Genomic DNA, 21,136 nt, shown 5'->3' with positions numbered 1-21,136 from the left:
ATCAGTTCACCGTAACGGCGCAGTCGAAGGTTTCGGCGGGTTCGGCTTCCGGTTCCCAGGGCTGCTGGGAGGTCAAGCGTAAACGGCCTTGGCCTGCCGCGAAGGCCTGGAAGCGCCAGGTCGACTGGCCGCCGCCGCCGATCACGCCGGATTCTGTGCTGCTGTACACCTCTGGGCTGAGTGCGCGCAGCACGCCGCCCGCGGAGTCCTGGATGGCCCAGCGGTAACCGGTGGTGGGGTTGCTTGGCAGGGTGAGGATCAGGTTTTGCCCGGTTTTAAGTTGAAGCGGGCAGGCGCTCTGGTTGTCCACGCTGATGTTTTGCTTCGGTGCGCTGGCACACGCGGCCAGTAGGGCAAGGCTCAAGGGGAGAAGCAGGCGGGCAGCGGTCATGGGGGCTCCGTTCATTCACGACGAAGGGCGAGCATAACCGAAGATGAGACAAGGTGTGACAAGAGGGATTTGTGTTGTTGCGACAGACGCCATCGCGGGCAAGCCCGCTCCCACATTTGACCGATTTGTCATCAACAACACCGATCCCTGTGGGAGCCGGGCTTGCCCGCGATGAGGCCAGACCAGGCACTACATAACTATCAGAAGAGCACTTTCGCCACATCCGCAAAGCGCTTGGCAAAGTGCACCGTCATGCCTTCCTTCAGGTACTCCGGCAATTCCTCAAAACTGCCCCGATTCGGCTCCGGCAGGATCAGTTCATGAATCTTCTGGCGCCGCGCCGCGATCACTTTCTCGCGCACCCCGCCAATCGGCAGTACATGCCCGGTCAAGGTCAGCTCGCCAGTCATGGCCACGCCTTTTTTCGGCGGCTGGTTACGCGCCAGGGACAGCAGCGCACTGGCCATGGTCACACCGGCACTCGGGCCATCTTTTGGCGTGGCACCTTCCGGCACATGCAAGTGCACGAAGGCTTCGTCGAAGAATTTCGGATCACCGCCAAACGACTTCAGATTGGAGCTGATGTAGCTGTAGGCGATTTCGGCGGATTCCTTCATCACTTCGCCCAACTGACCGGTGAGCTTGAAGCCGCGATTGAGCGTATGGATGCGCGTCGCTTCGATCGGCAAGGTCGCGCCGCCCATGCTGGTCCAGGCCAGGCCGGTGATCACACCGGTGCCGGACAGCACTTGTTCATTGCGGAATACCGGCATGCCCAGCGAGCTTTCCAGGTCCTTGTTGCCGATCTTGATCACCGAATCCGGCTCATCCAGCAGCTTGACCACCGCCTTGCGCACCAGCTTGCCCAGTTGTTTCTCCAACTGTCGCACCCCGGCTTCGCGGGCATAACCGTCGATCAAGGCGCGCAGGGCGCCGTCGCTGATGGTCAGGCTGTTTTTCGACACGCCGGCTTTTTCCAGCTGCTTGGGCCACAGGTGGCGCTTGGCGATGGCGACTTTTTCTTCGGTGATATAGCCCGATAGGCGAATCACTTCCATACGGTCCAGCAGCGGGCCGGGGATGGAATCCAGGGTGTTGGCGGTGCACACGAACAGCACCTTGGACAGGTCCAGGCGCAGGTCCAGGTAGTGATCGAGGAATTCGACGTTCTGTTCCGGGTCGAGGGTTTCCAGCAGCGCCGAGGCCGGGTCGCCCTGGAAGCTTTGGCCCATCTTGTCGATCTCGTCGAGCATGATCACCGGGTTCATCACTTCCACATCCTTGAGCGCTTGCACCAGCTTGCCTGGCAGCGCGCCGATGTAGGTGCGGCGATGGCCCTTGATCTCGGCCTCGTCACGCATGCCGCCCACGCTGAAACGGTAGAACGGCCGGCCCAGGGACTCGGCGATGGATTTGCCCACGCTGGTCTTGCCCACGCCCGGCGGGCCCACCAGCAGCACGATCGAGCCGGCGACTTCGCCTTTATAAGCGCCCACCGCGAGAAATTCGAGGATGCGACTCTTGATGTCATCCAGGCCCGCGTGATGCTTGTCCAACACCTTGCGCGCGTGTTTGAGGTCGAGTTTGTCCTCGCCGTACACGCCCCACGGCACTGAAGTGGCCCAGTCCAGGTAGTTGCGCGTCACCGCGTATTCCGGCGAACCGGTCTCGAGGATCGACAGTTTGTTCAGTTCTTCATCAATGCGTTTCTTCGCTTGGGCCGGCAGCACTTTGCCTTCCAGGCGTTGCTCGAACTGCTCGACATCCGCGCTGCGGTCGTCCTTGGTCAGGCCCAGCTCCTGCTGGATGACCTTGAGCTGTTCCTTGAGAAAGAACTCGCGCTGGTGCTCGCCGATCTTGCGGTTCACCTCGGCGGAGAGTTCTTTTTGCAGGCGCGCGACTTCGACTTCTTTGCGCAGCATCGGCAGGACTTTTTCCATGCGCTTGAGCATGGGTACGCAATCGAGCACTTCCTGCAACTCGTTACCGGTGGCCGAGGTCAGCGCGGCGGCGAAGTCGGTGAGTGGCGACGGGTCGTTGGGGCTGAAGCGGTTGAGGTAGTTTTTCAGCTCTTCGCTGTACAGCGGGTTGAGCGGCAGCAGCTCCTTGATCGCATTGATCAGCGCCATGCCGTAGGCCTTCACCTCGTCGGTCGGCTCGCTCGGCTGGTGCGGGTACTCGACTTCCACCAGATACGGTGGGCGGTGGTGCTTGAGCCAGGTCTTGATGCGCACACGGGTCAGGCCCTGGGCAACGAACTGCAGCTTGCCGTTCTCGCGGCTGGCGTGGTGTACCTTCACCAGGGTGCCGTACAGCGGCAGGCTGGAGGTGTCGAAGTGGCGCGGGTCTTCCGGCGGGGTGTCCATGAAGAACAGCGCCAGGGAGTGGTGCTCGGATTTGCTCACCAGCTCAAGCGTCTCGGCCCACGGCTCTTCATTGACGATCACCGGCAGCACTTGCGCCGGGAAGAAGGGCCGGTTGTGGATCGGGATGATATAGACCTTGTCCGGCAGGTTTTGCCCAGGCAGGGCCAGGCCGGTATTGGAAGACGGGGTTTCAGCGTTTTCGGGGTCGGCGTAGTCGTTCAAGTCGTAATCAGGGAAATCTTGCTGGTCGCTCATGGGGCACCTGCATAAGGAAGTATGGTGCTTAGATGGGGCGGGGCGGCGGTGGTTTCAATGGTCGCGGCGAGATAGCAACATATTGCATGAAATTCTCGACTACGCCGCAGGACCAGTGTGGGAGCGGGCTTGCTCGCGAAAGCGGTGGATCAGTGAATATATCTTTGACTGACCCACCGCATTCGCGAGCAAGCCCGCTTCTACATTTGGAATTATGTGCGGTCAGCTGATTTTGTGCAGGTAGGCGGGAAGCGGCTGTTCGGGCAGCACTGAGAGCACTTTCAAGCGCTGCAACATCCGCTGCCGAGCCCGCTGCAGGTGCTCGCGCAGGTTCAGCGCCGCCGCGTCCACCGCGCCATGCAGCAACAGCTCCAGAATCAGGCGATGCTCAGCCAACATGGCCGGATCAGCACCGATCCCCAGCAAACGGTAGAAAATCCGGCTGATGATCATCGGGCTCTGGCCCTGGCGAATCAACGCCGCAATTTTGCGGTTCTGCAGGCCGGCCAGACAGCGCTGGTGCAAATCTTCCTCGATCTGTTCAATGGCCTCCAGGCTGCAATGCGCGCTCTCCTGAGCATCCAGCACGCGCTGCAGCATGGCCTCCAGCAATTCCCGGTCGAGGTGGGGGGCACTTTGGCGCAGGGCTTCGGGCTCCAGGCAGGCGCGCAGTTCGTAGTCTTCGGTGACTTCTCGTGCAGTCAACGGCCCCGCCAGCCATTGGGAGTAGGGCTCCTTTTCCACCAGGCCACGGTCGCGCAGGCGCATCAGCGCTTCGCGCACCACGGCGCGACTGACGCCGTAGTGGTCGGCAGCAGCTTGCTCATCCAGGCGGTAATGGCCGAAAGCAATACAGGTGGACAACGCCGCGCCGATCTCTTCGACGATGCGTTCGCCCAGCGGCCGCGTGTCCACCAGCTCATCTTCACCGTTAAGGCCCAGGTGAGCGTGGCTCAAGGGCAGGCGCAGCGGCTCCATCGCCAGGCCTTCGGGGTTGATCAGGTAACCCCGGCCGTTGAAGCGGCAGATCAGGCCCTCTGCGTGCAGCAGGTCCAGGGCCTTGCGCACCGGCACGCGGCTGGTGCCGAACAATTCGGCCAGCGGTGCTTCCAGCAAGACCAGGCCGTGGCGCGCAGTACCGTTGACGATCGCGTCACGCAACACCTGATGAATCATCGCGTAACGGGAGGCCGAGGCGGACACTGCTTTCATCGCTTTCTCTGGAGGCTGTAGGACGGTGGCCGGGGATTCTCTCATAAGTTGCGCCTGTCACTCTGCGCCACGTCGCGGGCACTTTTTTGGGGCCTTGTCGGTAGGAATGTTACTTTTCTGCACCAAAATGTACTTATTAATAAAAGATACATTATTTCATTGAAGGTGCTTTCCTGCCCACCTGCAAGCATTTTTCCTACTCTTTAAAGCTATCTATCCCGATGCTCTAGGCGGGATTCACTCTTTGCGAACCAAGATCCCGGCTAAGACTGGCACGAAAGCTGCCTTCATAAAATGTACATTTTATTAATATGTACGTTTTGTGAGGATCATCCTGATGTCAGACGCCACTTCAATGGCCGAGGATTTCGCCAGCGGTCGCAGCGACCCGGTGCAAGCCCTCGAACAGGCACTCGAGAAAGCCAGCCAGGTGCCTGCCGTCTTCATCAGCCTGACGGGCGAACGCGCCCGCCGTGAAGCCGAAGCCGCCGCCGCCCGTTGGCGCGCCGGCCAGCCAGTGAGTGTGTTCGATGGCGTGCCGTTGGCCTGGAAGGACCTGTTTGATGTGGCCGGCAGCGTCACCACGGCGGGCGCCGCCTACCGCCGCAACGCGCCCGCGGCCTTGCTCGATGCCCCCACTGTCGGCCTGTTGTGCCGCGCCGGGATGGTCAGTGTCGGCAAGACCAACCTCAGCGAACTGGCCTATTCTGGCTTGGGGCTGAACCCGCATTTCGGCACGCCGCACAATCCCCATGGCACTGACCAACCGCGTATTCCGGGCGGTTCGTCGTCCGGCTCGGCGGTGGCCGTCGCTGCCGGCATCGTGCCTATCGCCATGGGCACCGACACGGCCGGTTCCATCCGTATCCCGTCGGCGTTCAATGGCCTGGTGGGTTACCGCAGCAGCAGCCGACGTTACAGCCGCGATGGGGTTTTCCCCCTGGCCCACACCCTCGACAGCCTTGGCCCGTTGACCCGCAGCGTGCGCGATGCACTGGCCATCGACGACCTGTTGCATGGCCGCACCCAAACCCACACGGCCCGCAGCCTCAAGGGCCAGCGCTTTGTGTTGGCGCAACAGGACGCTGAACCCGCTGTGCGCAACAACCTGCTGCGAGCGGTGGAGCAACTCAAGGCCCAGGGCGCGCTGGTCGAAGAACGCGAATGCCCGACGTTCCAGGCGACCCTGGACCTGATCAAACACTACGGTTGGCTCGGCGCCTTTGAAGCCTTCGCCCTGCACGAAACGCTGCTCGACAGCCCCGACGCCGAGCTGCTCGACCCGCGCGTGCGCCGCCGCCTCGAAACTGCGCGTTCACTGCCAGCCAGCCAGCTCATCCACCTGACCGATGCACGTCGCCGCCTGCAACAGCAACTGGTCGACGACCTCGACGGCGCCATCCTCATCACACCCACCGTCGCCCACGTCGCGCCTCCATTGGCGCCTCTGGCAGGCGACGACGACCTGTTCGTCAACACCAACCTTGCCACCCTGCGCCTGACCATGCCCGGCAGTCTGCTCGACATGCCCGGCGTAAACCTGCCCAGCGGCCGCGATGCCCAGGGCCTGCCCACCGGGTTGCTGCTCAGCGCCCCGACGGGAGAAGACGCACGCCTGCTGCGCGCCGCGTTGTCCGTCGAAACCGTACTTAACGTTTAAGGAGACACACCATGGCTAAAGATATCCTCTGTGCATTTGGCGTCGACGTTGACGCCGTCGCCGGCTGGCTCGGTTCCTACGGCGGCGAAGATTCGCCGGACGACATCTCCCGTGGCCTGTTCGCCGGTGAAATCGGCGCGCCACGCCTGCTCAAGTTGTTCGAACGCTACGGCCTGCGCACCACCTGGTTTATCCCCGGCCATTCGATGGAAACCTTCCCCGAGCAGATGAAGGCCGTGGCCGACGCTGGTCACGAAATTGGTGTGCACGGCTACAGCCACGAAAACCCCATCGCCATGACCGCCGAGCAGGAAGAAATCGTCCTGGATAAATCCATCGAGCTGATCACCCAGGTCACCGGCAAACGCCCGACGGGTTACGTGGCGCCGTGGTGGGAATTCAGCAAGGTCACCAACGAACTGCTGCTGAAAAAAGGCATCAAGTACGACCACAGCCTGATGCACAACGACTTCCACCCTTACTACGTGCGCAAGGGCGATAGCTGGACCAAGATCGACTACAGCCAGCACCCCGACACCTGGATGAAACCGCTGGTGCGTGGCGAAGAAACCGACCTGGTGGAGATCCCGGCCAACTGGTACCTGGACGACCTGCCGCCGATGATGTTCATCAAGAAAGCCCCCAACAGCCATGGCTTCGTCAACCCGCGTCACCTCGAAGAAATGTGGCGCGACCAGTTCGACTGGGTCTACCGCGAACACGAACACGCGGTGTTCACCATGACCATCCACCCCGACGTCTCCGGCCGCCCGCAAGTGCTGCTGATGCTGGAGCGCCTGATCGAACACATCCAGAGCCATGCCGGCGTGCGCTTCGTCACCTTCGACGAAATCGCCGACGACTTCATCCGCCGCCAACCCCGTACCTGACCCTTAAAAAACAGCCCCCCTGAGGCGCGACCCATGTCCATCTACAACAAGCTTGACCTGACTGGTTGGAAACCCCGGCAACTGACGTCCAAGGAGGTGCGTTTCGCCACTTGGATCGCGTTTTTCGCCTGGGTGTTTGCGGTGTATGACTTCATCCTCTTCGGCACTTTGCTGCCGGAGATTGGCCGGCACTTTGGCTGGGGTGAAGTGGAGCAAGCTGAAATCGCGACCTGGGTGGCGGTGGGTACGGCGGTGGTCGCCTTTGCCATTGGCCCCGTCGTCGATAAATTGGGCCGGCGCAAAGGCATTATCTTCACCGTGGCCGGCTCTGCGCTGTGTTCGGCGCTGACGGCGATTGGCGGCGCGTGGGGCAAGTCGCCGCTGATTCTGATCCGTTCGCTGGGCGGCCTGGGTTATGCCGAGGAAACCGTCAACGCGACTTATCTGAGCGAGCTGTATGGCGCCTCCGAAGACCCACGGTTGACCAAGCGTCGCGGCTTTATCTACAGCCTCGTGCAGGGTGGCTGGCCGGTCGGTGCGTTGATCGCTGCCGGGTTGACCGCGCTGTTGCTGCCGATCATCGGCTGGCAGGGGTGCTTCATCTTTGCCGCCATCCCGGCAGTGGTGATCGCGATCATGGCGCGCAAGCTCAAGGAGAGCCCGCAGTTCCAGATTCACCAGCGCATCAGCGAGCTGCGTAAAAGCGGCGCGGTGAAGGAAGCGCAGAACGTCGCCGTGACCTACGGCGTGGACTACGACGAACACAGCAAGGCCGGCCTGAAAGCGGCATTCCGTGGCCCGGCGCGGCGCGCCACCCTGGTGATCGGCGCGGCACTGTTGCTCAACTGGGCCGCGATCCAAGTATTCAGCGTGCTGGGGACTTCGGTGATCGTCAGCGTGCACCACATCTCGTTCGAGAACTCGCTGATCATCCTTGTGCTGTCGAACCTGGTGGGTTACTGCGGTTACCTCAGCCACGGCTGGATGGGCGACAAGATCGGCCGCCGCAACGTGATCGGCTTGGGCTGGATGCTCGGCGGCCTGTCGTTCGCCGGGATGCTGTTTGGCCCCAGCAATATGCCGATGGTGGTCGGGCTGTACAGCCTGGGCCTGTTCTTCCTGATCGGGCCGTACTCGGCGGCGCTGTTCTTTATCAGTGAAAGCTTCCCCACCAGCATCCGCGCCACCGGCGGCGCGATCATCCATGCCATGGGCCCGATTGGTGCGGTGGTCGCAGGCTTTGGTGCGACCCAAGTGTTGTCCGCCGGCAGCGACTGGCAGACCGCCGCGCTGTGGTTCGGCGCGCTGCCGTGCTTCCTGTCCGGCGCGTTGATGTTTGCCGCACGCCATGTGCGTCCGGAAACCGTTCAGTAAGGAGTGATCGATGAGCCGTAAAGTTGCGTTGATTACCGGTGCCGCCAGTGGCATCGGCCAAGCCCTCGCCGTGGCCTATGCCCGTCATGGCGTGGCGGTTGTGGGCGGGTATTTCCCGGCCGATCCCCATGACCCGCAGACCACCGTCAGCCGGGTGGAAGAGGCGGGTGGCGAATGCCTGATGCTGCCGTTGGACGTGGGCAACACCGCCTCGGTGGACGCCCTGGCCGAACAAGCTATTCAGCATTTTGGCCGGCTGGATTACGCAGTGGCCAACGCCGGTTTGCTGCGCCGCGCACCCTTGCTGGAGATGACCGACGCGCTGTGGGACGAGATGCTCAATGTCGACCTCACGGGGGTGATGCGCACCTTCCGCGCAGCGACCCGACACATGAGCGAAGGCGGTGCGCTGGTGGCGATTTCATCGATTGCCGGTGGTGTGTATGGCTGGCAGGAACACAGCCATTACGCAGCCGCCAAGGCGGGTGTACCGGGGTTGTGCCGGTCGTTGGCGGTGGAGTTGGCGCCACTGGGGATTCGTTGCAATGCGGTGATCCCGGGTCTGATCGAGACGCCACAGTCGCTGGATGCAAAGAACTCCCTGGGCCCGGAAGGCTTGGCGAAAGCGGCGCGGGCTATCCCCTTGGGCCGGGTAGGGCGGGCGGATGAAGTCGCGTCGCTGGTGCAGTTCTTGACCAGTGAGGCATCGAGCTATTTGACCGGACAAAGCATCGTCATCGACGGCGGCCTGACCGTACGCTGGCCCGACTGACTGCACCCCATTTAAAAAGGTGGGAGCTGGCTTGCCTGCGATAACGGTGTATCAGTGAACACATGTGTGGCTGACCCGCCGCCATCGCAGGCAAGCCAGCTCCCACATTAGAACCGTGTTTGTCTCGGGAGAATTTACATGCCTCAACTGACTCACCGCCGCGCCGTCATCACCGGCGCCGGCAGCGGCATCGGCGCCGCCATCGCCCGTGCCTACGCCGCCGAAGGCGCGCGGCTGGTATTGGCCGACCGCAACGCCGCCAGCCTCGCCGAAACCGCGATCACCTGCCGCAACCTTGGCGCCGAGGTGTTCGAATGCCTGGCCGACGTCGGCACCGTCGAAGGCGCCCAGGCCAGCGTCGACCGTTGCGTCGAACAGTTCGGCGGTATCGATATCCTGGTCAACAACGCCGGCATGCTCACCCAGGCGCGCTGTGTCGACCTGACCATCGAGATGTGGAACGACATGCTGCGCGTCGACCTCACCAGTGTGTTCGTCGCCAGCCAACGCGCCTTGCCGCACATGCTTGCGCAGCGTTGGGGCCGGATCATCAACGTCGCCTCGCAACTGGGCATCAAGGGTGGCGCCGAACTGACTCACTATGCGGCTGCCAAGGCTGGGGTGATCGGCTTTACCAAGTCCCTGGCGCTGGAAGTGGCCAAGGACAACGTGCTGGTCAACGCCATCGCACCGGGCCCGATTGAAACGCCATTGGTGGGCGGTATCAGCGAAGAATGGAAACGCGCCAAGGCCAAGGAGTTGCCCCTGGGCCGCTTCGGCCTGGCCGATGAAGTGGCGCCGGTTGCGGTGCTGCTGGCCAGCGAGCCCGGCGGCAATCTGTTCGTTGGCCAGACACTGGGCCCGAACTCCGGCGATGTCATGCCATGAGTGAGGTGTAGCCATGTGCGGACTCTGCGGACTGCTCGGCGAAGACCTGCACTGGAGCGATCCCCTGGGCGATGAATTACCCCGGCGCCGCGAACGCCTGCGCCGGATCGCGGCGATCAATCAGGTGCTGGCGGTGTTCCGGCTCAAGGTCGAAGACTTCCAGGGCGCGTCGTATCTGCTGCTCGGCGCCACTGGCAAGCAGGCATTGGCCAGCGGTCTGGATCAACTCTGGCAGGCGGCCGAAACCATGCTCGGCCGCCCGTTGGATCCCCTTGATCCGCGCTTGTTGGACCACTTGGAGTCAGCCTCATGAGTATTGCCCTCAACGTCATCACCGGCTTTCTCGGCAGCGGTAAAACCACCTTGCTCAAGCGCCTGCTGCAGGGTGAAAGCCTGGGCGACACCGCGTTGCTGATCAACGAATTCGGTGATGTCGGTATCGACCATCTGCTGGTGGAAGAAGTGGCGCCGGATACGGTGCTGCTGCCCAGCGGCTGCGTGTGTTGCTCGATCCGTGGCGAGTTGAAAGAGGCTTTGCTGACCTTGTTGCAACGCCGTGAGCGCGGTGAGATCCCGGCGTTCAAGCGGGTCATCCTGGAGACCACCGGCCTGGCCGACCCGGCGCCGATCCTGGCCACCCTGAACAACGATGTGCAACTGCGCGGGCGTTTCCATATCGGCCTGGTGATCACCCTGGTCGATGCCAGCCACGCCACCCTCCAAGAACGCCTGCACCCCGAATGGCTGGCCCAGGTGGCTGCGGCGGATCGCTTGCTGCTGAGCAAGACTGATCTCGCGGGCGACTGTGCGGCACTGCGCGCGCACTTGCAGGCACTGAACGCGGGTACGCCGATCCTTGATACCCACGCCATTCACAGCGGCGATCAACTGTTGCTCGGCGAAGGCCTACGCAGCGCTGAACCTGCGGTGGAGGTCAGTCGCTGGCAGCTGCACCGCACCCCCACGGCCACCCACGGTGCTGCGCAAGTGTGCAGCCTGACGTTTGACCAGCCGCTGGATTGGGTGGGGTTCGGGGTGTGGTTGTCGATGCTGTTAAGATGCCACGGCGAACGAATCCTTCGTGTCAAAGGGCTGCTCAACGTGAACGCCAGTAACGCCCCCATCGTCATTCATGGTGTGCAGCATTGCCTGCATGCGCCGGTCCATTTGCCGGCGTGGCCGGGCAGTGACCGCCAATCGCGCCTGGTGTTTATCCTGCGCGGCCTCGACCCCGCACTGTTGCGGCGGTCCTTCGAGGTGTTCTCACGGCGGTTCGCGGCATGATCACTCTTCGCGTCCTCGGCACCTCCGTCACCCTGCTCGAATGCCTGCGTGTACGCGCCGAACAGGAGCTGGGCATTCGCCTTGTGTACCAGGTGCACGACGTCGAACAGGCCCAGCGTATCGCGGTGATGCAGCCCGAGAGCTATGACCTGTACGACCAGTGGTTTCACAACGTTGATTTCGTGTGGCCGGCTCGGGCGATCCAGCCCATCGACACGCGGCGCATCGCGCTGTGGCACGAGATCAATGACCTGCCCAAGCGCGGGCGCCTTTCGGCCGACGACCGTTTGGGCAGTGGCAGCGTGCCCAGCGAGCGGCTATTCGTGCAGCACGATGGCAGCCTCGGCAGCACGGTCACCGAGCGCATCAGCATGCTGCCCCTGACCCACAACGCCGACAGCTTCGCCTATCGCCCCGAGCGCCTGCCCGAAGGTTTTTGCCACGGCAACGAAAGCTGGGGCTGGCTGCTCGACCCCGCGTGGCGTGCGCGCACCGCCTTGCAGAGCGACGCCGCCATCGGCGCCCTGGATGCCGCGCTGGCGGTGCAGGGCGCGGGGCTGGCCAGCTTCAGGGACATCGGCAACATGAGCATCGAAGAGATCGATGTACTCGCTGACATCCTGGTGCGTAAACAGAAAGAAGGACACTTCGCAGCGTTCTGGTCCGACGATGAAGAGGCGGCGCAGTTGATGCTGAGCCCGAGTATCGATATCCAGAGCCTGTGGTCACCGACCTTGATGCGCCTGCATCGCGCCGGGGTGAAATACCGCCTGGCGGTGCCGCGCGAGGGGTATCGGGCGTGGTTTGGTGGGTTGTCGTTGTCGCGGCATGCCAAGGGGCCGGTGCTGGATGCGGCCTATGCGTATCTGAATTGGTGGCTGTCCGGTTGGCCGGGGGCGGTGATGGCGCGGCAGGGGTATTACATTGGTAACCCGGCGCGTAGCCGTGACCACTTGAGCAGTGCGGAGTGGGATTACTGGTACGCGGGCAAGCCGGCGCGGGAGGAGTTGTTGGGCAGTGATGGGTTGCCGTTGATTGATGTGGGGGAAGTGCGGGATGGGGGGTCTTATGAGCAGCGTATGGGGCATATTGCGGTGTGGAATTCGGTGATGGATGAGCATAATTATTTGGTGCGGCGGTGGGGGGATTTTATGCGGGCTCGTTGTGTTTGATTGAGTACATTCCGTTGCTGCGTTCGGCCAGCGTGTTTAACGGGGCGCCTAGGATCAAAAGCAAACGCGGCGGCCTTGTAGCCGACCGATATTGAAAGCCGATCTCGGTCAACGTGTAGGAGCCGGCTTGCCGGCGATGGCATCACCTGGGTGGGCCTGATGTACCGAATCGCCTGCATCGCTGGCAAGCCAGCTCCTACACCTACCTGCTTTTGATCCAATCAGGGCGGAGCCCCTGTCAGCCATCACCCAAATACTGGATATGTAACCAACGCCCGATCCATTAAGCCAACCCTCTGTCGCCAAAAAACCACCACCAAATTCCCCGGTTTTATTGGGTGCACTTAACCCTACTCCCAGCTAATCTCCTCAGACCCAATACTCCATTAAAATTGATGTTTTTTTGACGCCAGGTCAGCTGTCGCAAGGAATGCACATGACAAAAGGACGCAGTGGCAGAGAGAGGCGCACGCCGCCAGAGGGCACTGCAATGAGGTGGCGCCACACGTTTCAAACCCGTATCGCGGGGGTGCTCGCGCTGTTGCTGCTGGTCGTCGTCGCCGCCACCTATTTCGCCGTCAAGACCGCCACCTCCCGCGCCGTTGAAAACCAGGCGCAATTCCAACTCAAAACCGGCAGCCAAGTGTTCGAACGTCTGCTCGACCTGCGCGGACGTCGCCTGCAATACGGCCTGGACTGGCTGACCGCCGATCTCCCCTTCAAACAGGCCGTGGTCGAAGGCAAGACCGCGCCGATCCTCGCCGCCCTGCGTCGCCACGGCACGGGTATCCGCTCCAGCGAAGTGTTCGTACTGGGCCTGGATGGCAAGGTCATGGTCAGCACCTTGCCCATCCTCATGCGCGGTCAGTTCTTCCCCTACGACGATGCCCTGCGCCACGCGCGGCGCACGGGGTTGCAAATGCTGATCGTGGCCATGGACGGGCGCCCCTATCTGCTGGTGCAGGATGAAGTGCTCAACCCGCTGCCCATCGCCCGTGTCGTCATGGGCTTTCCCATGGACAAACTGTTCGCCAATGAACTGCGCTCCATGAGCAACCTGGAGGTGTCGTTCCTCAGCGTGCAAAACGGCAAGCCCGGCCCGCTGTTCAGCACGCAGCCGGATGCCTACCAGGCCGCCACGCTCAGCCTGTTGCGCGAAGGGCACGTCGACCCCGAACCAAAGATCCACCTGTTCTATGGCGAACGTGTGCTCAGCCAGGTTTTGCCGCTGGCCAATACCGGCGATGGCGATGAAGTGCGGGTGTTACTGCAAAGTCCGCTTGACCACGCCCTGGAATCCTTCGCGCCGCTGGACCGGCAGTTCCTCGGGATCGCCCTGGCGGTGCTGCTGGTGTCGCTGGCCGGTGCGTTGTTCCTGGCGCGGCGGGTGTCGCGCCCGCTCAATGCCTTGGTGCAGGCGGCTGAGCGTATTGGTGCCGGCGACTACCGCACGCCGGTGCGGGTGCGCAGCCATGATGAATTCGGGCTGCTGGCCCGCGCGTTCAACGCCATGCAAAGCGGCATCGCCGTGCGCGAGCGGCAATTGGCCCACAACGCGCTGCACGACCCGCTCACCGGCCTGCCCAATCGTGCCCTGGCCATGGAACGCCTGGGCAGTGCGATCAGTGCGCGGCGGCCGGTGGTGTTGCTGTACCTGGGGATCGAGAATTACCGGGTGATCAACGAAGGTTTTGGTCCCCAGGGCGTGGAAGAAATGTTGCGCGAAGCCAGTCGCTGCTTGTCGATGAGCCTGTTGGCCAGCGACACGGCGGCGCGCATTACCGGCAGCGAGTTCCTGTTGTTGCTGGAGAACACCGAGATCGACCGCGCCGTGGCCCGCGCCGACCGTCTCTACGCACTGCTCACCGAGCCCCAGCGCATCGGCAATGATGAGCTGCGCCACGAAGTCAGCATCGGCATCGCCGCTTACCCCGCCGACGGTCAACAGGTGGAAGAGTTGATCAGCCGCGCTGCCATCGCCCGGCATGACGCCGCGAGCCTGCCGGGGCATTTGCAGATCTACCAGCAGGACCGCGACCTCGCCCATCAACGCCAGATCACGCTTATCCGTGACTTGCGGCGTGCCGCCATCGAGGGCGAGTTGTTCCTGTGCTACCAGCCCAAACTCGACCTCAAGCACGGCCATGTCCGCCAGGCCGAAGCCCTGTTGCGCTGGCAGCACCCGACCCTGGGCCAGGTGTCGCCCGCCGAATTCATCCCGCTGGCCGAACGCACTGGCAGCATGAGCAGCCTGACCCTGTGGGTCATCGAGGAAGCCATCCGCCAGATCGCCGAGTGGGCGCAGCGCGGCATGCTGATCCAGCTGTCGGTGAATATCTCGGTGGACGACCTGGCCGATGATGACCTGGCGATCCGTGTCACTGCGCTGTTGATGCAGTATCAGGTGGAGGCCGAGCAACTGATCTTCGAGATCACCGAAAGCGCGATCATGCACAACCCGCAACAGGCGCTCAGCGTGCTGGAGCAACTGCGCGACTGTGGCATCAGCCTGTCGGTGGATGACTTCGGCACCGGCTATTCCTCGCTCGCGCAATTGCAGCGGCTGCCGGTGCAGGAGTTGAAGATCGATCAGTCCTTCGTGCGTAACCTCAACAGCACCAGCAGTGACGGGGTGATCGTGCGTTCCACCATTGAGATGAGCCACAACCTGGGGCTCAAGGTGGTGGCCGAAGGCGTCGAATTTGCCCCCAGCCTCAAGCTGCTCAAGCAGTGGAATTGCGACACCGCCCAGGGCTACCTCATCAGCCGGCCGTTGAACGCGATGGCGTTCGAAATGTGGATGCGCCGCGAACGCTCCCCCGTCTGACCCACCCACTTGTAGGAGCCGGCTTGCTGGCGATAGCGGCCTTGAATGTTGCGGTGAGTGTTTGGACGCCATCGCCGGCAAGCCGGCTCCTACGGGTATGAAAAAGGCGGCTACCTGTGAGGGTAGCCGCCTTTGTTTGGCTGCCAGTCGATCTTAATCCGGCAGTTTGAACGCCATCACGTAGTCACCCTGTTTGGTACCCAGGGAGCCGTGACCGCCGGCCATGACCAGCACGTACTGCTTGCCGTCCTTGCCGGTGTAGGTCATCGGGGTGGTTTGCGCGCCTGCAGGCAGGCGGCCTTCCCACAGTTGCTTGCCGTTTTTCACGTCGTAGGCACGCAGGTACTGGTCCAGGGTACCGCTGAGGAACGACACGCCACCGGCGGTGGTGAAGGTGCCGCCCAGGCTAGGCACGCCCATGGTCAGCGGGATCGGAACCGGCGAGCTGTCACGCACGGTGCCGTTCTTGTGCATCCAGAGGGTCTTGTGGGTGGTCAGGTCGACCGCCGCCACGTAACCCCACGCCGGTGCCTGGCACGGCAGGCCCATTGGCGACAGCATGGCTTCGAGGATCACGCCGTACGGCGCGCCTTTGTTCGGCTGCACGCCTTCGGTTTCGCTGACGCGTGGACCTTGCTTGGCGATGTCGGCGGCCGGGATCAGTTTCGATTTGAACGCCATGTAGCTTGGGTTCACGAAGGCAATCTGGCGAACCGGGTCGACGGAAATGCCGCCCCAGTCGAACACGCCGAAGTTGCCTGGGTAAACGATCGAGCCTTGCAGCGAAGGCGGGGTGAAAGCACCGTCGTAGCGCATGGATTTGAAATCAATCCGGCACAGCATCTGGTCGAACGGCGTCACGCCCCACATGTCGCGCTCTTTGAGCGGCGGCGGCATGAAGTTCAGGTCGGACTTCGGTTGGGTCGGCGACGTGTGGTCGCCAGCGACTGCCCCTTGCGGCACGGCCACTTCGTGTATCGGCACCACGGGTTGGCCGGTGGCACGGTCCAGCACGTAGATGCTGCCTTGCTTGGTCGACGCCATGACTGCTTGCTTCACGCCATCAGCGGTCTTGATGTCGATCAGCGAAGGCTGGCCGCCCACGTCCATGTCCCACAGGTCATGGTGGGTGAACTGGAAGGTCCACTTCACATGGCCGCTGTCGATGTCCAGGGCGGTCAGGCCGGCGCTGTATTTTTCCGAGTCTTCGGTACGGTCGCCGCCGTATTGGTCGGGCATCTGGTTGCCCATCGGCAGGTACAGCATGCCGAGTTTTTCATCCACGGCGAACATGGACCACATGTTCGGCGAGTTGCGGGTGTAGGTCTTGCCCTCGGCCAACGGGGTGGTGTCGTCCGGGTTGCCGCTGTCCCAGTTCCACACCAGCTTGCCGGTGTGCACGTCGAATGCGCGGATCACGCCGCTTGGCTCGTCGGTGGACACGTTGTCGGTGACGTGGCCGCCGATCACCACCAGGTTTTTAGTCACGGCCGGTGGCGACGTGGAGTAGTAACCGCCTGGGGCGAAGCTGCCGATATTGGCACGCAGGTCGACCTGGCCTTTGTCACCGAAGTCTTCACACATCTTGCCGGTGTCGGCGTTGAGGGCGATCAGACGGGTGTCGGCAGTCGGTACGAAAATACGTTTCGGGCAGGCATTCGGTGCAGCGGCAGGGCTGGCGCTGCCGGTCGGGCTCTGCTCGGAAGCGTAGGCAGCGTCATCGTGATACGACACGCCACGGCAGGTCATGTGTGCCCAACCCTTGAAGTTCTCGGCACCCTGGCTGCTGATCTTCGGATCGAAGCGCCAGATTTCCTTGCCGGTGTCCGGGTCCAGTGCAATCACTTGGCTGTGCGGCGTGCACACGTAGAGCATGCCGTTGACTTTCAGCGGGGTGTTTTCCGCGGTGGTCTCACCTGGGTCGTTCGGGCCAGGGATGTCACCGGTACGGAAGGTCCACGCCGGGACCAGCTTGTGGGCATTTTCCGGGGTGATCTGTGCCAGCGGCGAGTAGCGATCGCCAAAGGCCGAACGGCCGTAGGAGTTCCAGTCGCCATCGGCCTGGGACGGTGCAGCGCTGGCCATGCCGGGTACCGCGTCGCGGTCCAGTTGGCCTTTGATCTCACCCGGGTTGGTGAATTGGCTGGCAACGGCGGCAGCACCGGCGAGCACCACGGCCACGCTCAGCGCGCCAGTGCCCAGCGGGGCCGGCTGGCCACGCAGCAACGGACGGCGGAACCACGGGAGCAACATGACGATGCCCAGGGCGAACAGCAGCGCCAGGCGCGGCACCAACTGCCACCAGTCCAGGCCGACTTCCCACAAAGCCCACACCGTACTGGCGAACAGTACCAGTGCGTACAGGCCGAGTGCGGCGCGGCGGGTGGCCAGCAAGAGGATGCCGGTCAGGGTGATGCCGATACCGGCCAGCAGGTAGTACAGCGACCCGCCGAGCATCGTCAGCTTGATACCCCCGGCCAGCAAGGCCAGGCCCATGATCAGCAGCAAGACTCCGAGCAGCCTGGGCAGCAGGCGGCTTGGCGTTGAGGCACCGTCAGTGCTCATAGTTGTGTTTCTCCGTTACGTTGGAATTATGTAACCCCGTGCTTCACTGTAGATGACGATTCGGCGCGGGCTTGGTTCAGCGTTAATTCGGTTTTTCTGGGGATAGCAGGGTTATCCACAGGCGGGCGAGTTATCCCCACGCGCAGGTCGGTGTCAGACAGCGCTGTCTTTGAAAAGGGGGGAATTCGGCAAGATGGGGTCGACCGCGGACGTGAAACGTTTCAGTTTGTTGCGGCAAGGATAAGGTGCTGACGCGCCAAGAGAAAGCGCAAATCGCAAGATGCATCATTTCCGATTTGGTAACAGTGACAGAACGTCGCTGCAAAGGGCACTGCAAAACCCGTAGGAGCCGGCTCGCCGGCGATGGCGATGTCAAGGACGCCATCGCCGGCAAGCCGGCTCCTACAGGTTAGAGTTGCGATGTTTTCAAAAGGTGGTTCGAACGCCGAACTGCACACTTCTACCCGGTGCCGGCGCAATGTCACGCAGGATCGAGCTGGCATAGCGCACCGTCTGGTTGGTGAGGTTTTCGCCGTTCACAAACGCCAGCCATTGGCTGCCACCGACATTGAACCGATACCCCGCGCTTGCCCCCAGGGTGGTGTAGCCGTCGGTGCCGCTTTCGTTATCCGGCACACGTCCTTGCCCTGCGGCATGTTCCACATCGATGCGCGCCTGCCAGCGATCCAGCTCCCACAGCAAGCCGCTGTTCAAACGCAGCGGTGCAATGCGCGGCAGGGCTTCGCCGGTGTCGAGGTTGGTGGCGCGGGTGTAGTCACCCGACAGCTCCAGGGCGAACTTGCCGTAGGCGCCTTCACCCAGCTTCCAGTGATCCTGGGCTTCGAAGCCGGCGAAACGGGCACGCACGCCGGAGTATTCGTACTCAGGGATGCCGGCGGCGTCCTCTTCACCTTCGTCGTTCAAGGTACGACCGGTGCCCAGCAAGCCGATGTAATTGGAGAAGCGGCTGTAGAACACACCGAAGCTGCCCTTGTGGGTGCCATTGTCAAAGCGCAGGGCCAGGTCGCTGGACACGGCTTTTTCTTTCTTCAAGTTGGCGTTGCCCAGTTCATAGGTGCCGGTGGCAACGTGGGCACCGTTGGCATACAGCTCGTAGAAGGTCGGCGCGCGCTCGGTGTAGCCCAGGGTCGCGGCCAGGGACCAGATGGGCGTGAGGGTGTAGACCGCCCCCGACGACAGGCTGCCGGCGGTGAAATCGTTGGATTTGTCCGCACCGGCAAAACGCGCGTTGCCCTTGGCGTCCGGGTCCACGCTGGTGTGCTCCACCCGCCCGCCGAGGCTGAGTTTCAGGCGCTCGGTGGCCTGCATCTCTTCGAGGATAAACAGCGCGCCGGCGTTAGTGTCGGTCTGTGGCACGAAGGCTTCTTCACCAAGGGCCGAGAACTCGTTGCGGGTCACCTGGGCACCGACCACGCCATCGAATGGGCCGATCGGCTGGTGACGGGCTTCAACGCGGGCTTCGTAGCCTTTGTTCTTGAAGATCGTGCCGGTTTCGCCGCCTTCGATCTCGCGGTGCTCGTAGTCGGTGTAGCCGGCATCGAGTTTCACCGAGGTGAACGGGCCTTGCAGGTTGCGGATCTCGGACGCAAACGCGTAGTGATCTTGCTTCATGCGGATGCGCACGTCCTGCTCGGCGGGCGAGCCGTAATTGGCGTCGTAATTGCTGTAGGACAGCCCTGCGTAACCGTCGTCCCAGGTGTAGGAACCACCCACGGCGCCGCCGTCCTGGCGCCCGTCGCTATTGCCCAGGCGGCCGTTTTTGCCGGGTGCGTCTTCGGTTTCCGGGGCGTGGCGGCTGCGGGCCTGGCCGGGGATTTTCAGGTCGTTGAATTCCCGCGCGTTGGCGTCCAGGTGCAAGGCAAAGGTGCCGTTGCCGGCTTCCAGCTTGCCGGCGCTGCTGCGTGTGGTGTCAGCGCCGCCGTAGCGCAGTTCACCGGCACCGTGGATGCCTTCGATGGCTTCGGTGGGGATGCGGTTGTCAAAGGTGTTGACCACGCCGCCAATGGCGCTGCCGCCATACAGCAGGGCGGCGGGGCCGCGCACGATTTCGATGCGGTCAACGTTGACTGGGTCCAGTGGCACCGCATGGTCGTAGGACAGCGACGACGCATCCAGCGCACCCACGCCATTGCGCAGAATGCGAATGCGGTCGCCATCCTGGCCCCGGATGATCGGCCGGCTGGCGCCAGGGCCGAAATACGATGACGACACGCCAGGTTGCTTGTTCAGGGTTTCGCCGAGGCTGCCTTTTTGTTGCAGGGTCAGGTCATCGCCTTCGAGCACGGTGGTGGGCGAGGCGAGTTGTTCGCTGCCCAGCGGGTTGCCGGTGATGACTTGGGGTTGCAGTTCAAGGGCGTGGGCTTCGGAGCAGATCAGCAGGGCGGCAGCGAGCGGGGACAGGCGCCACAGAGAAGAGAGGGACATCGGACATTCCTTGGCAGATCGGGCAAAGAGATTGGTTAACTATAGTTACAATATAACATCTCTTTTTCGCTGGGAACGGGAACTTTTTATAACTCGGCAGGCGGGTGATAAGGTGTGCACCTTCGTGACCCTTTTTTGATAGGCCCGGCATGACCGCGACAAGCAACGACCCCCTCCACGGCGTGACCCTGCAGCACGTTCTCACCACGTTGGTGGCGCACTATGAATGGGAAGGCCTGGCCGAGCGCATTGATATCCGCTGCTTCAAGAGCGACCCGAGCATCAAGTCGAGCCTGACCTTTTTGCGCAAAACCCCGTGGGCGCGGGAGAAAGTCGAAGGCTTGTACGTGAAGCTGATGCGCACCAAACGCCCGCTGGATTGACCCCATGAAGCGGTTTGTTACGGCGGCAGCGTTGGCCGGTTGGGTGGGCTTGGCGATCCAGCAATACCTGATTTTCTATTCGCGCTGGTCGACCGGCGCCAGCCTGCTCGGCGGGCTGATTAACTTTTTCAGTTTCTTCACCGTGCTCACCAACACCTTGGCGGTGGTGGTGCTGAGTTATGCGCTGGTCGAGCGCGAATCAGCGGCAAAGCGGTTTTTCCTGGCGCCCTCGATCAGCAGTGGGATTGCCACGAGCATCGTCGTGGTGAGCCTGGCCTACAACCTGCTGCTACGGCATTTATGGACGCCCACGGGTTTTCAGTTCATCGCGGATGAGTTGCTGCATGACGTGATGCCGGTGCTGTTCTTGATCTACTGGTGGCGGTGTGTGCCCAAGGGCAGTTTGCGGCTCAAGCACATTGGCGCGTGGGTGATCTACCCACTGGTGTACTTCGCCTATGCCCTGCTGCGCGGGGACTTGCTCGGGCAGTATCAGTACCCGTTCATAGACGTGAGCACCCTGGGTTATCCACAAGTGTTCGTGAATGCCGGGGGGATTCTGGCGGGGTTTGTCGTGATCGCGCTGGCGGTGGTGGGGCTGGACCGTTACCTCGAGCGGGCACGGTAAAACCGAAGGAGCCGGCAAACCGGC

General features: G+C 62.5%; 16 protein-coding genes. 11 read left to right on the top strand and 5 right to left on the bottom strand.

The features are described 5' to 3' along the window. Window position 1: 1 nt before the first annotated feature. From KHP07_RS03010 to KHP07_RS03000, 3 genes are all read right to left on the bottom strand, one after another. Window positions 2-391: a protease inhibitor I42 family protein gene (locus KHP07_RS03010; protein ID WP_099494131.1), complete on the bottom strand. Its 390-nt coding sequence runs from the start codon at window positions 389-391 to the stop codon at window positions 2-4. A gap of 200 nt (window positions 392-591) precedes the next feature. Beyond that, window positions 592-3,012: an endopeptidase La gene (lon, locus tag KHP07_RS03005; RefSeq protein ID WP_078047061.1), complete on the bottom strand. Its 2,421-nt coding sequence runs from the start codon at window positions 3,010-3,012 to the stop codon at window positions 592-594. 222 nt (window positions 3,013-3,234) lie between these two features. After that, the gene (locus tag KHP07_RS03000; protein WP_100491426.1) at window positions 3,235-4,224 is read right to left on the bottom strand and encodes a GntR family transcriptional regulator; all 990 of its coding nucleotides are present in this window, start codon (window positions 4,222-4,224) and stop codon (window positions 3,235-3,237) included. 337 nt (window positions 4,225-4,561) lie between these two features. Between KHP07_RS03000 and KHP07_RS02995 the strand changes: the two genes are divergently transcribed. The 9 genes from KHP07_RS02995 to KHP07_RS02955 all read left to right on the top strand — a co-directional run bounded on the left by KHP07_RS02995 (window position 4,562) and on the right by KHP07_RS02955 (window position 15,091). After that, a complete protein-coding gene (locus KHP07_RS02995; RefSeq protein WP_214496578.1) occupies window positions 4,562-5,884 on the top strand; it encodes an amidase in 1,323 nt (440 codons plus the stop codon). 11 nt (window positions 5,885-5,895) lie between these two features. Further along, window positions 5,896-6,774, top strand: a complete 879-nt coding sequence (locus tag KHP07_RS02990; protein ID WP_003234086.1) for a polysaccharide deacetylase family protein — start codon at window positions 5,896-5,898, stop codon at window positions 6,772-6,774. Window positions 6,775-6,807: 33 nt separating this feature from the next. Further along, window positions 6,808-8,148: an MFS transporter gene (locus tag KHP07_RS02985; protein ID WP_099494135.1), complete on the top strand. Its 1,341-nt coding sequence runs from the start codon at window positions 6,808-6,810 to the stop codon at window positions 8,146-8,148. Window positions 8,149-8,158: 10 nt separating this feature from the next. Next, window positions 8,159-8,920 (top strand): SDR family NAD(P)-dependent oxidoreductase, encoded by a 762-nt coding sequence (locus KHP07_RS02980; RefSeq protein WP_078047065.1) that lies wholly within the window; start codon window positions 8,159-8,161, stop codon window positions 8,918-8,920. Window positions 8,921-9,058: 138 nt separating this feature from the next. After that, on the top strand, window positions 9,059-9,808 hold the full coding sequence (locus KHP07_RS02975; RefSeq protein WP_214496577.1) for an SDR family NAD(P)-dependent oxidoreductase: 750 nt from the start codon (window positions 9,059-9,061) through the stop codon (window positions 9,806-9,808). A 13-nt stretch (window positions 9,809-9,821) separates the two neighbouring features. Then, complete coding sequence (locus KHP07_RS02970) at window positions 9,822-10,121, top strand: hypothetical protein (RefSeq protein WP_078047067.1); 300 nt, start codon at window positions 9,822-9,824, stop codon at window positions 10,119-10,121. After that, window positions 10,118-11,092 carry a CobW family GTP-binding protein gene (locus KHP07_RS02965; RefSeq protein WP_214496576.1) on the top strand — a complete coding sequence of 325 codons (975 nt, stop codon included), beginning with the start codon at window positions 10,118-10,120 and terminating at the stop codon, window positions 11,090-11,092. The genes KHP07_RS02970 and KHP07_RS02965 overlap by 4 nt, the downstream gene beginning before the upstream one ends. Next, on the top strand, window positions 11,089-12,264 hold the full coding sequence (locus KHP07_RS02960) for an ABC transporter substrate-binding protein (protein WP_214496575.1): 1,176 nt from the start codon (window positions 11,089-11,091) through the stop codon (window positions 12,262-12,264). The genes KHP07_RS02965 and KHP07_RS02960 overlap by 4 nt, the downstream gene beginning before the upstream one ends. A 490-nt stretch (window positions 12,265-12,754) precedes the next feature. After that, window positions 12,755-15,091, top strand: a complete 2,337-nt coding sequence (locus KHP07_RS02955; protein ID WP_214496574.1) for a putative bifunctional diguanylate cyclase/phosphodiesterase — start codon at window positions 12,755-12,757, stop codon at window positions 15,089-15,091. 153 nt (window positions 15,092-15,244) lie between these two features. Here the strand turns inward: KHP07_RS02955 and KHP07_RS02950 are convergent, their stop codons facing one another. Both KHP07_RS02950 and KHP07_RS02945 read right to left on the bottom strand, forming a co-directional pair. Beyond that, the gene (locus tag KHP07_RS02950) at window positions 15,245-17,656 is read right to left on the bottom strand and encodes a glucose/quinate/shikimate family membrane-bound PQQ-dependent dehydrogenase (RefSeq protein ID WP_099494140.1); all 2,412 of its coding nucleotides are present in this window, start codon (window positions 17,654-17,656) and stop codon (window positions 15,245-15,247) included. A 426-nt stretch (window positions 17,657-18,082) separates the two neighbouring features. Beyond that, the gene (locus KHP07_RS02945) at window positions 18,083-20,101 is read right to left on the bottom strand and encodes a TonB-dependent receptor (protein ID WP_214496573.1); all 2,019 of its coding nucleotides are present in this window, start codon (window positions 20,099-20,101) and stop codon (window positions 18,083-18,085) included. Between the two features lie 149 nt (window positions 20,102-20,250). Between KHP07_RS02945 and KHP07_RS02940 the strand changes: the two genes are divergently transcribed. After that, on the top strand, window positions 20,251-20,484 hold the full coding sequence (locus KHP07_RS02940) for a VF530 family protein (RefSeq protein ID WP_078047073.1): 234 nt from the start codon (window positions 20,251-20,253) through the stop codon (window positions 20,482-20,484). Between the two features lie 4 nt (window positions 20,485-20,488). Then, window positions 20,489-21,112, top strand: a complete 624-nt coding sequence (locus KHP07_RS02935; protein ID WP_214496572.1) for a Pr6Pr family membrane protein — start codon at window positions 20,489-20,491, stop codon at window positions 21,110-21,112. Window positions 21,113-21,136 lie beyond the last annotated feature (24 nt).

Origin of the sequence: Pseudomonas sp. VS40, assembly GCF_018587885.1 — a bacterium.
Lineage (GTDB): Bacteria > Pseudomonadota > Gammaproteobacteria > Pseudomonadales > Pseudomonadaceae > Aquipseudomonas > Aquipseudomonas pergaminensis.
This window is presented reverse-complemented; position numbering and strand designations above follow the sequence as displayed.

Excerpts from the sequence above, each read along its gene's own strand:
- KHP07_RS03010 (WP_099494131.1), bottom strand. The coding sequence starts at position 391 with ATGACCGCTGCCCGCCTGCTTCTCCCCTTGAGCCTTGCCCTACTGGCC.
- lon (WP_078047061.1), bottom strand. The coding sequence starts at position 3,012 with ATGAGCGACCAGCAAGATTTCCCTGATTACGACTTGAACGACTACGCC.
- KHP07_RS03000 (WP_100491426.1), bottom strand. The coding sequence starts at position 4,224 with ATGAAAGCAGTGTCCGCCTCGGCCTCCCGTTACGCGATGATTCATCAG.
- KHP07_RS02995 (WP_214496578.1), top strand. The coding sequence starts at position 4,562 with ATGTCAGACGCCACTTCAATGGCCGAGGATTTCGCCAGCGGTCGCAGC.
- KHP07_RS02990 (WP_003234086.1), top strand. The coding sequence starts at position 5,896 with ATGGCTAAAGATATCCTCTGTGCATTTGGCGTCGACGTTGACGCCGTC.
- KHP07_RS02985 (WP_099494135.1), top strand. The coding sequence starts at position 6,808 with ATGTCCATCTACAACAAGCTTGACCTGACTGGTTGGAAACCCCGGCAA.
- KHP07_RS02980 (WP_078047065.1), top strand. The coding sequence starts at position 8,159 with ATGAGCCGTAAAGTTGCGTTGATTACCGGTGCCGCCAGTGGCATCGGC.
- KHP07_RS02975 (WP_214496577.1), top strand. The coding sequence starts at position 9,059 with ATGCCTCAACTGACTCACCGCCGCGCCGTCATCACCGGCGCCGGCAGC.
- KHP07_RS02970 (WP_078047067.1), top strand. The coding sequence starts at position 9,822 with ATGTGCGGACTCTGCGGACTGCTCGGCGAAGACCTGCACTGGAGCGAT.
- KHP07_RS02965 (WP_214496576.1), top strand. The coding sequence starts at position 10,118 with ATGAGTATTGCCCTCAACGTCATCACCGGCTTTCTCGGCAGCGGTAAA.
- KHP07_RS02960 (WP_214496575.1), top strand. The coding sequence starts at position 11,089 with ATGATCACTCTTCGCGTCCTCGGCACCTCCGTCACCCTGCTCGAATGC.
- KHP07_RS02955 (WP_214496574.1), top strand. The coding sequence starts at position 12,755 with ATGAGGTGGCGCCACACGTTTCAAACCCGTATCGCGGGGGTGCTCGCG.
- KHP07_RS02950 (WP_099494140.1), bottom strand. The coding sequence starts at position 17,656 with ATGAGCACTGACGGTGCCTCAACGCCAAGCCGCCTGCTGCCCAGGCTG.
- KHP07_RS02945 (WP_214496573.1), bottom strand. The coding sequence starts at position 20,101 with ATGTCCCTCTCTTCTCTGTGGCGCCTGTCCCCGCTCGCTGCCGCCCTG.
- KHP07_RS02940 (WP_078047073.1), top strand. The coding sequence starts at position 20,251 with ATGACCGCGACAAGCAACGACCCCCTCCACGGCGTGACCCTGCAGCAC.
- KHP07_RS02935 (WP_214496572.1), top strand. The coding sequence starts at position 20,489 with ATGAAGCGGTTTGTTACGGCGGCAGCGTTGGCCGGTTGGGTGGGCTTG.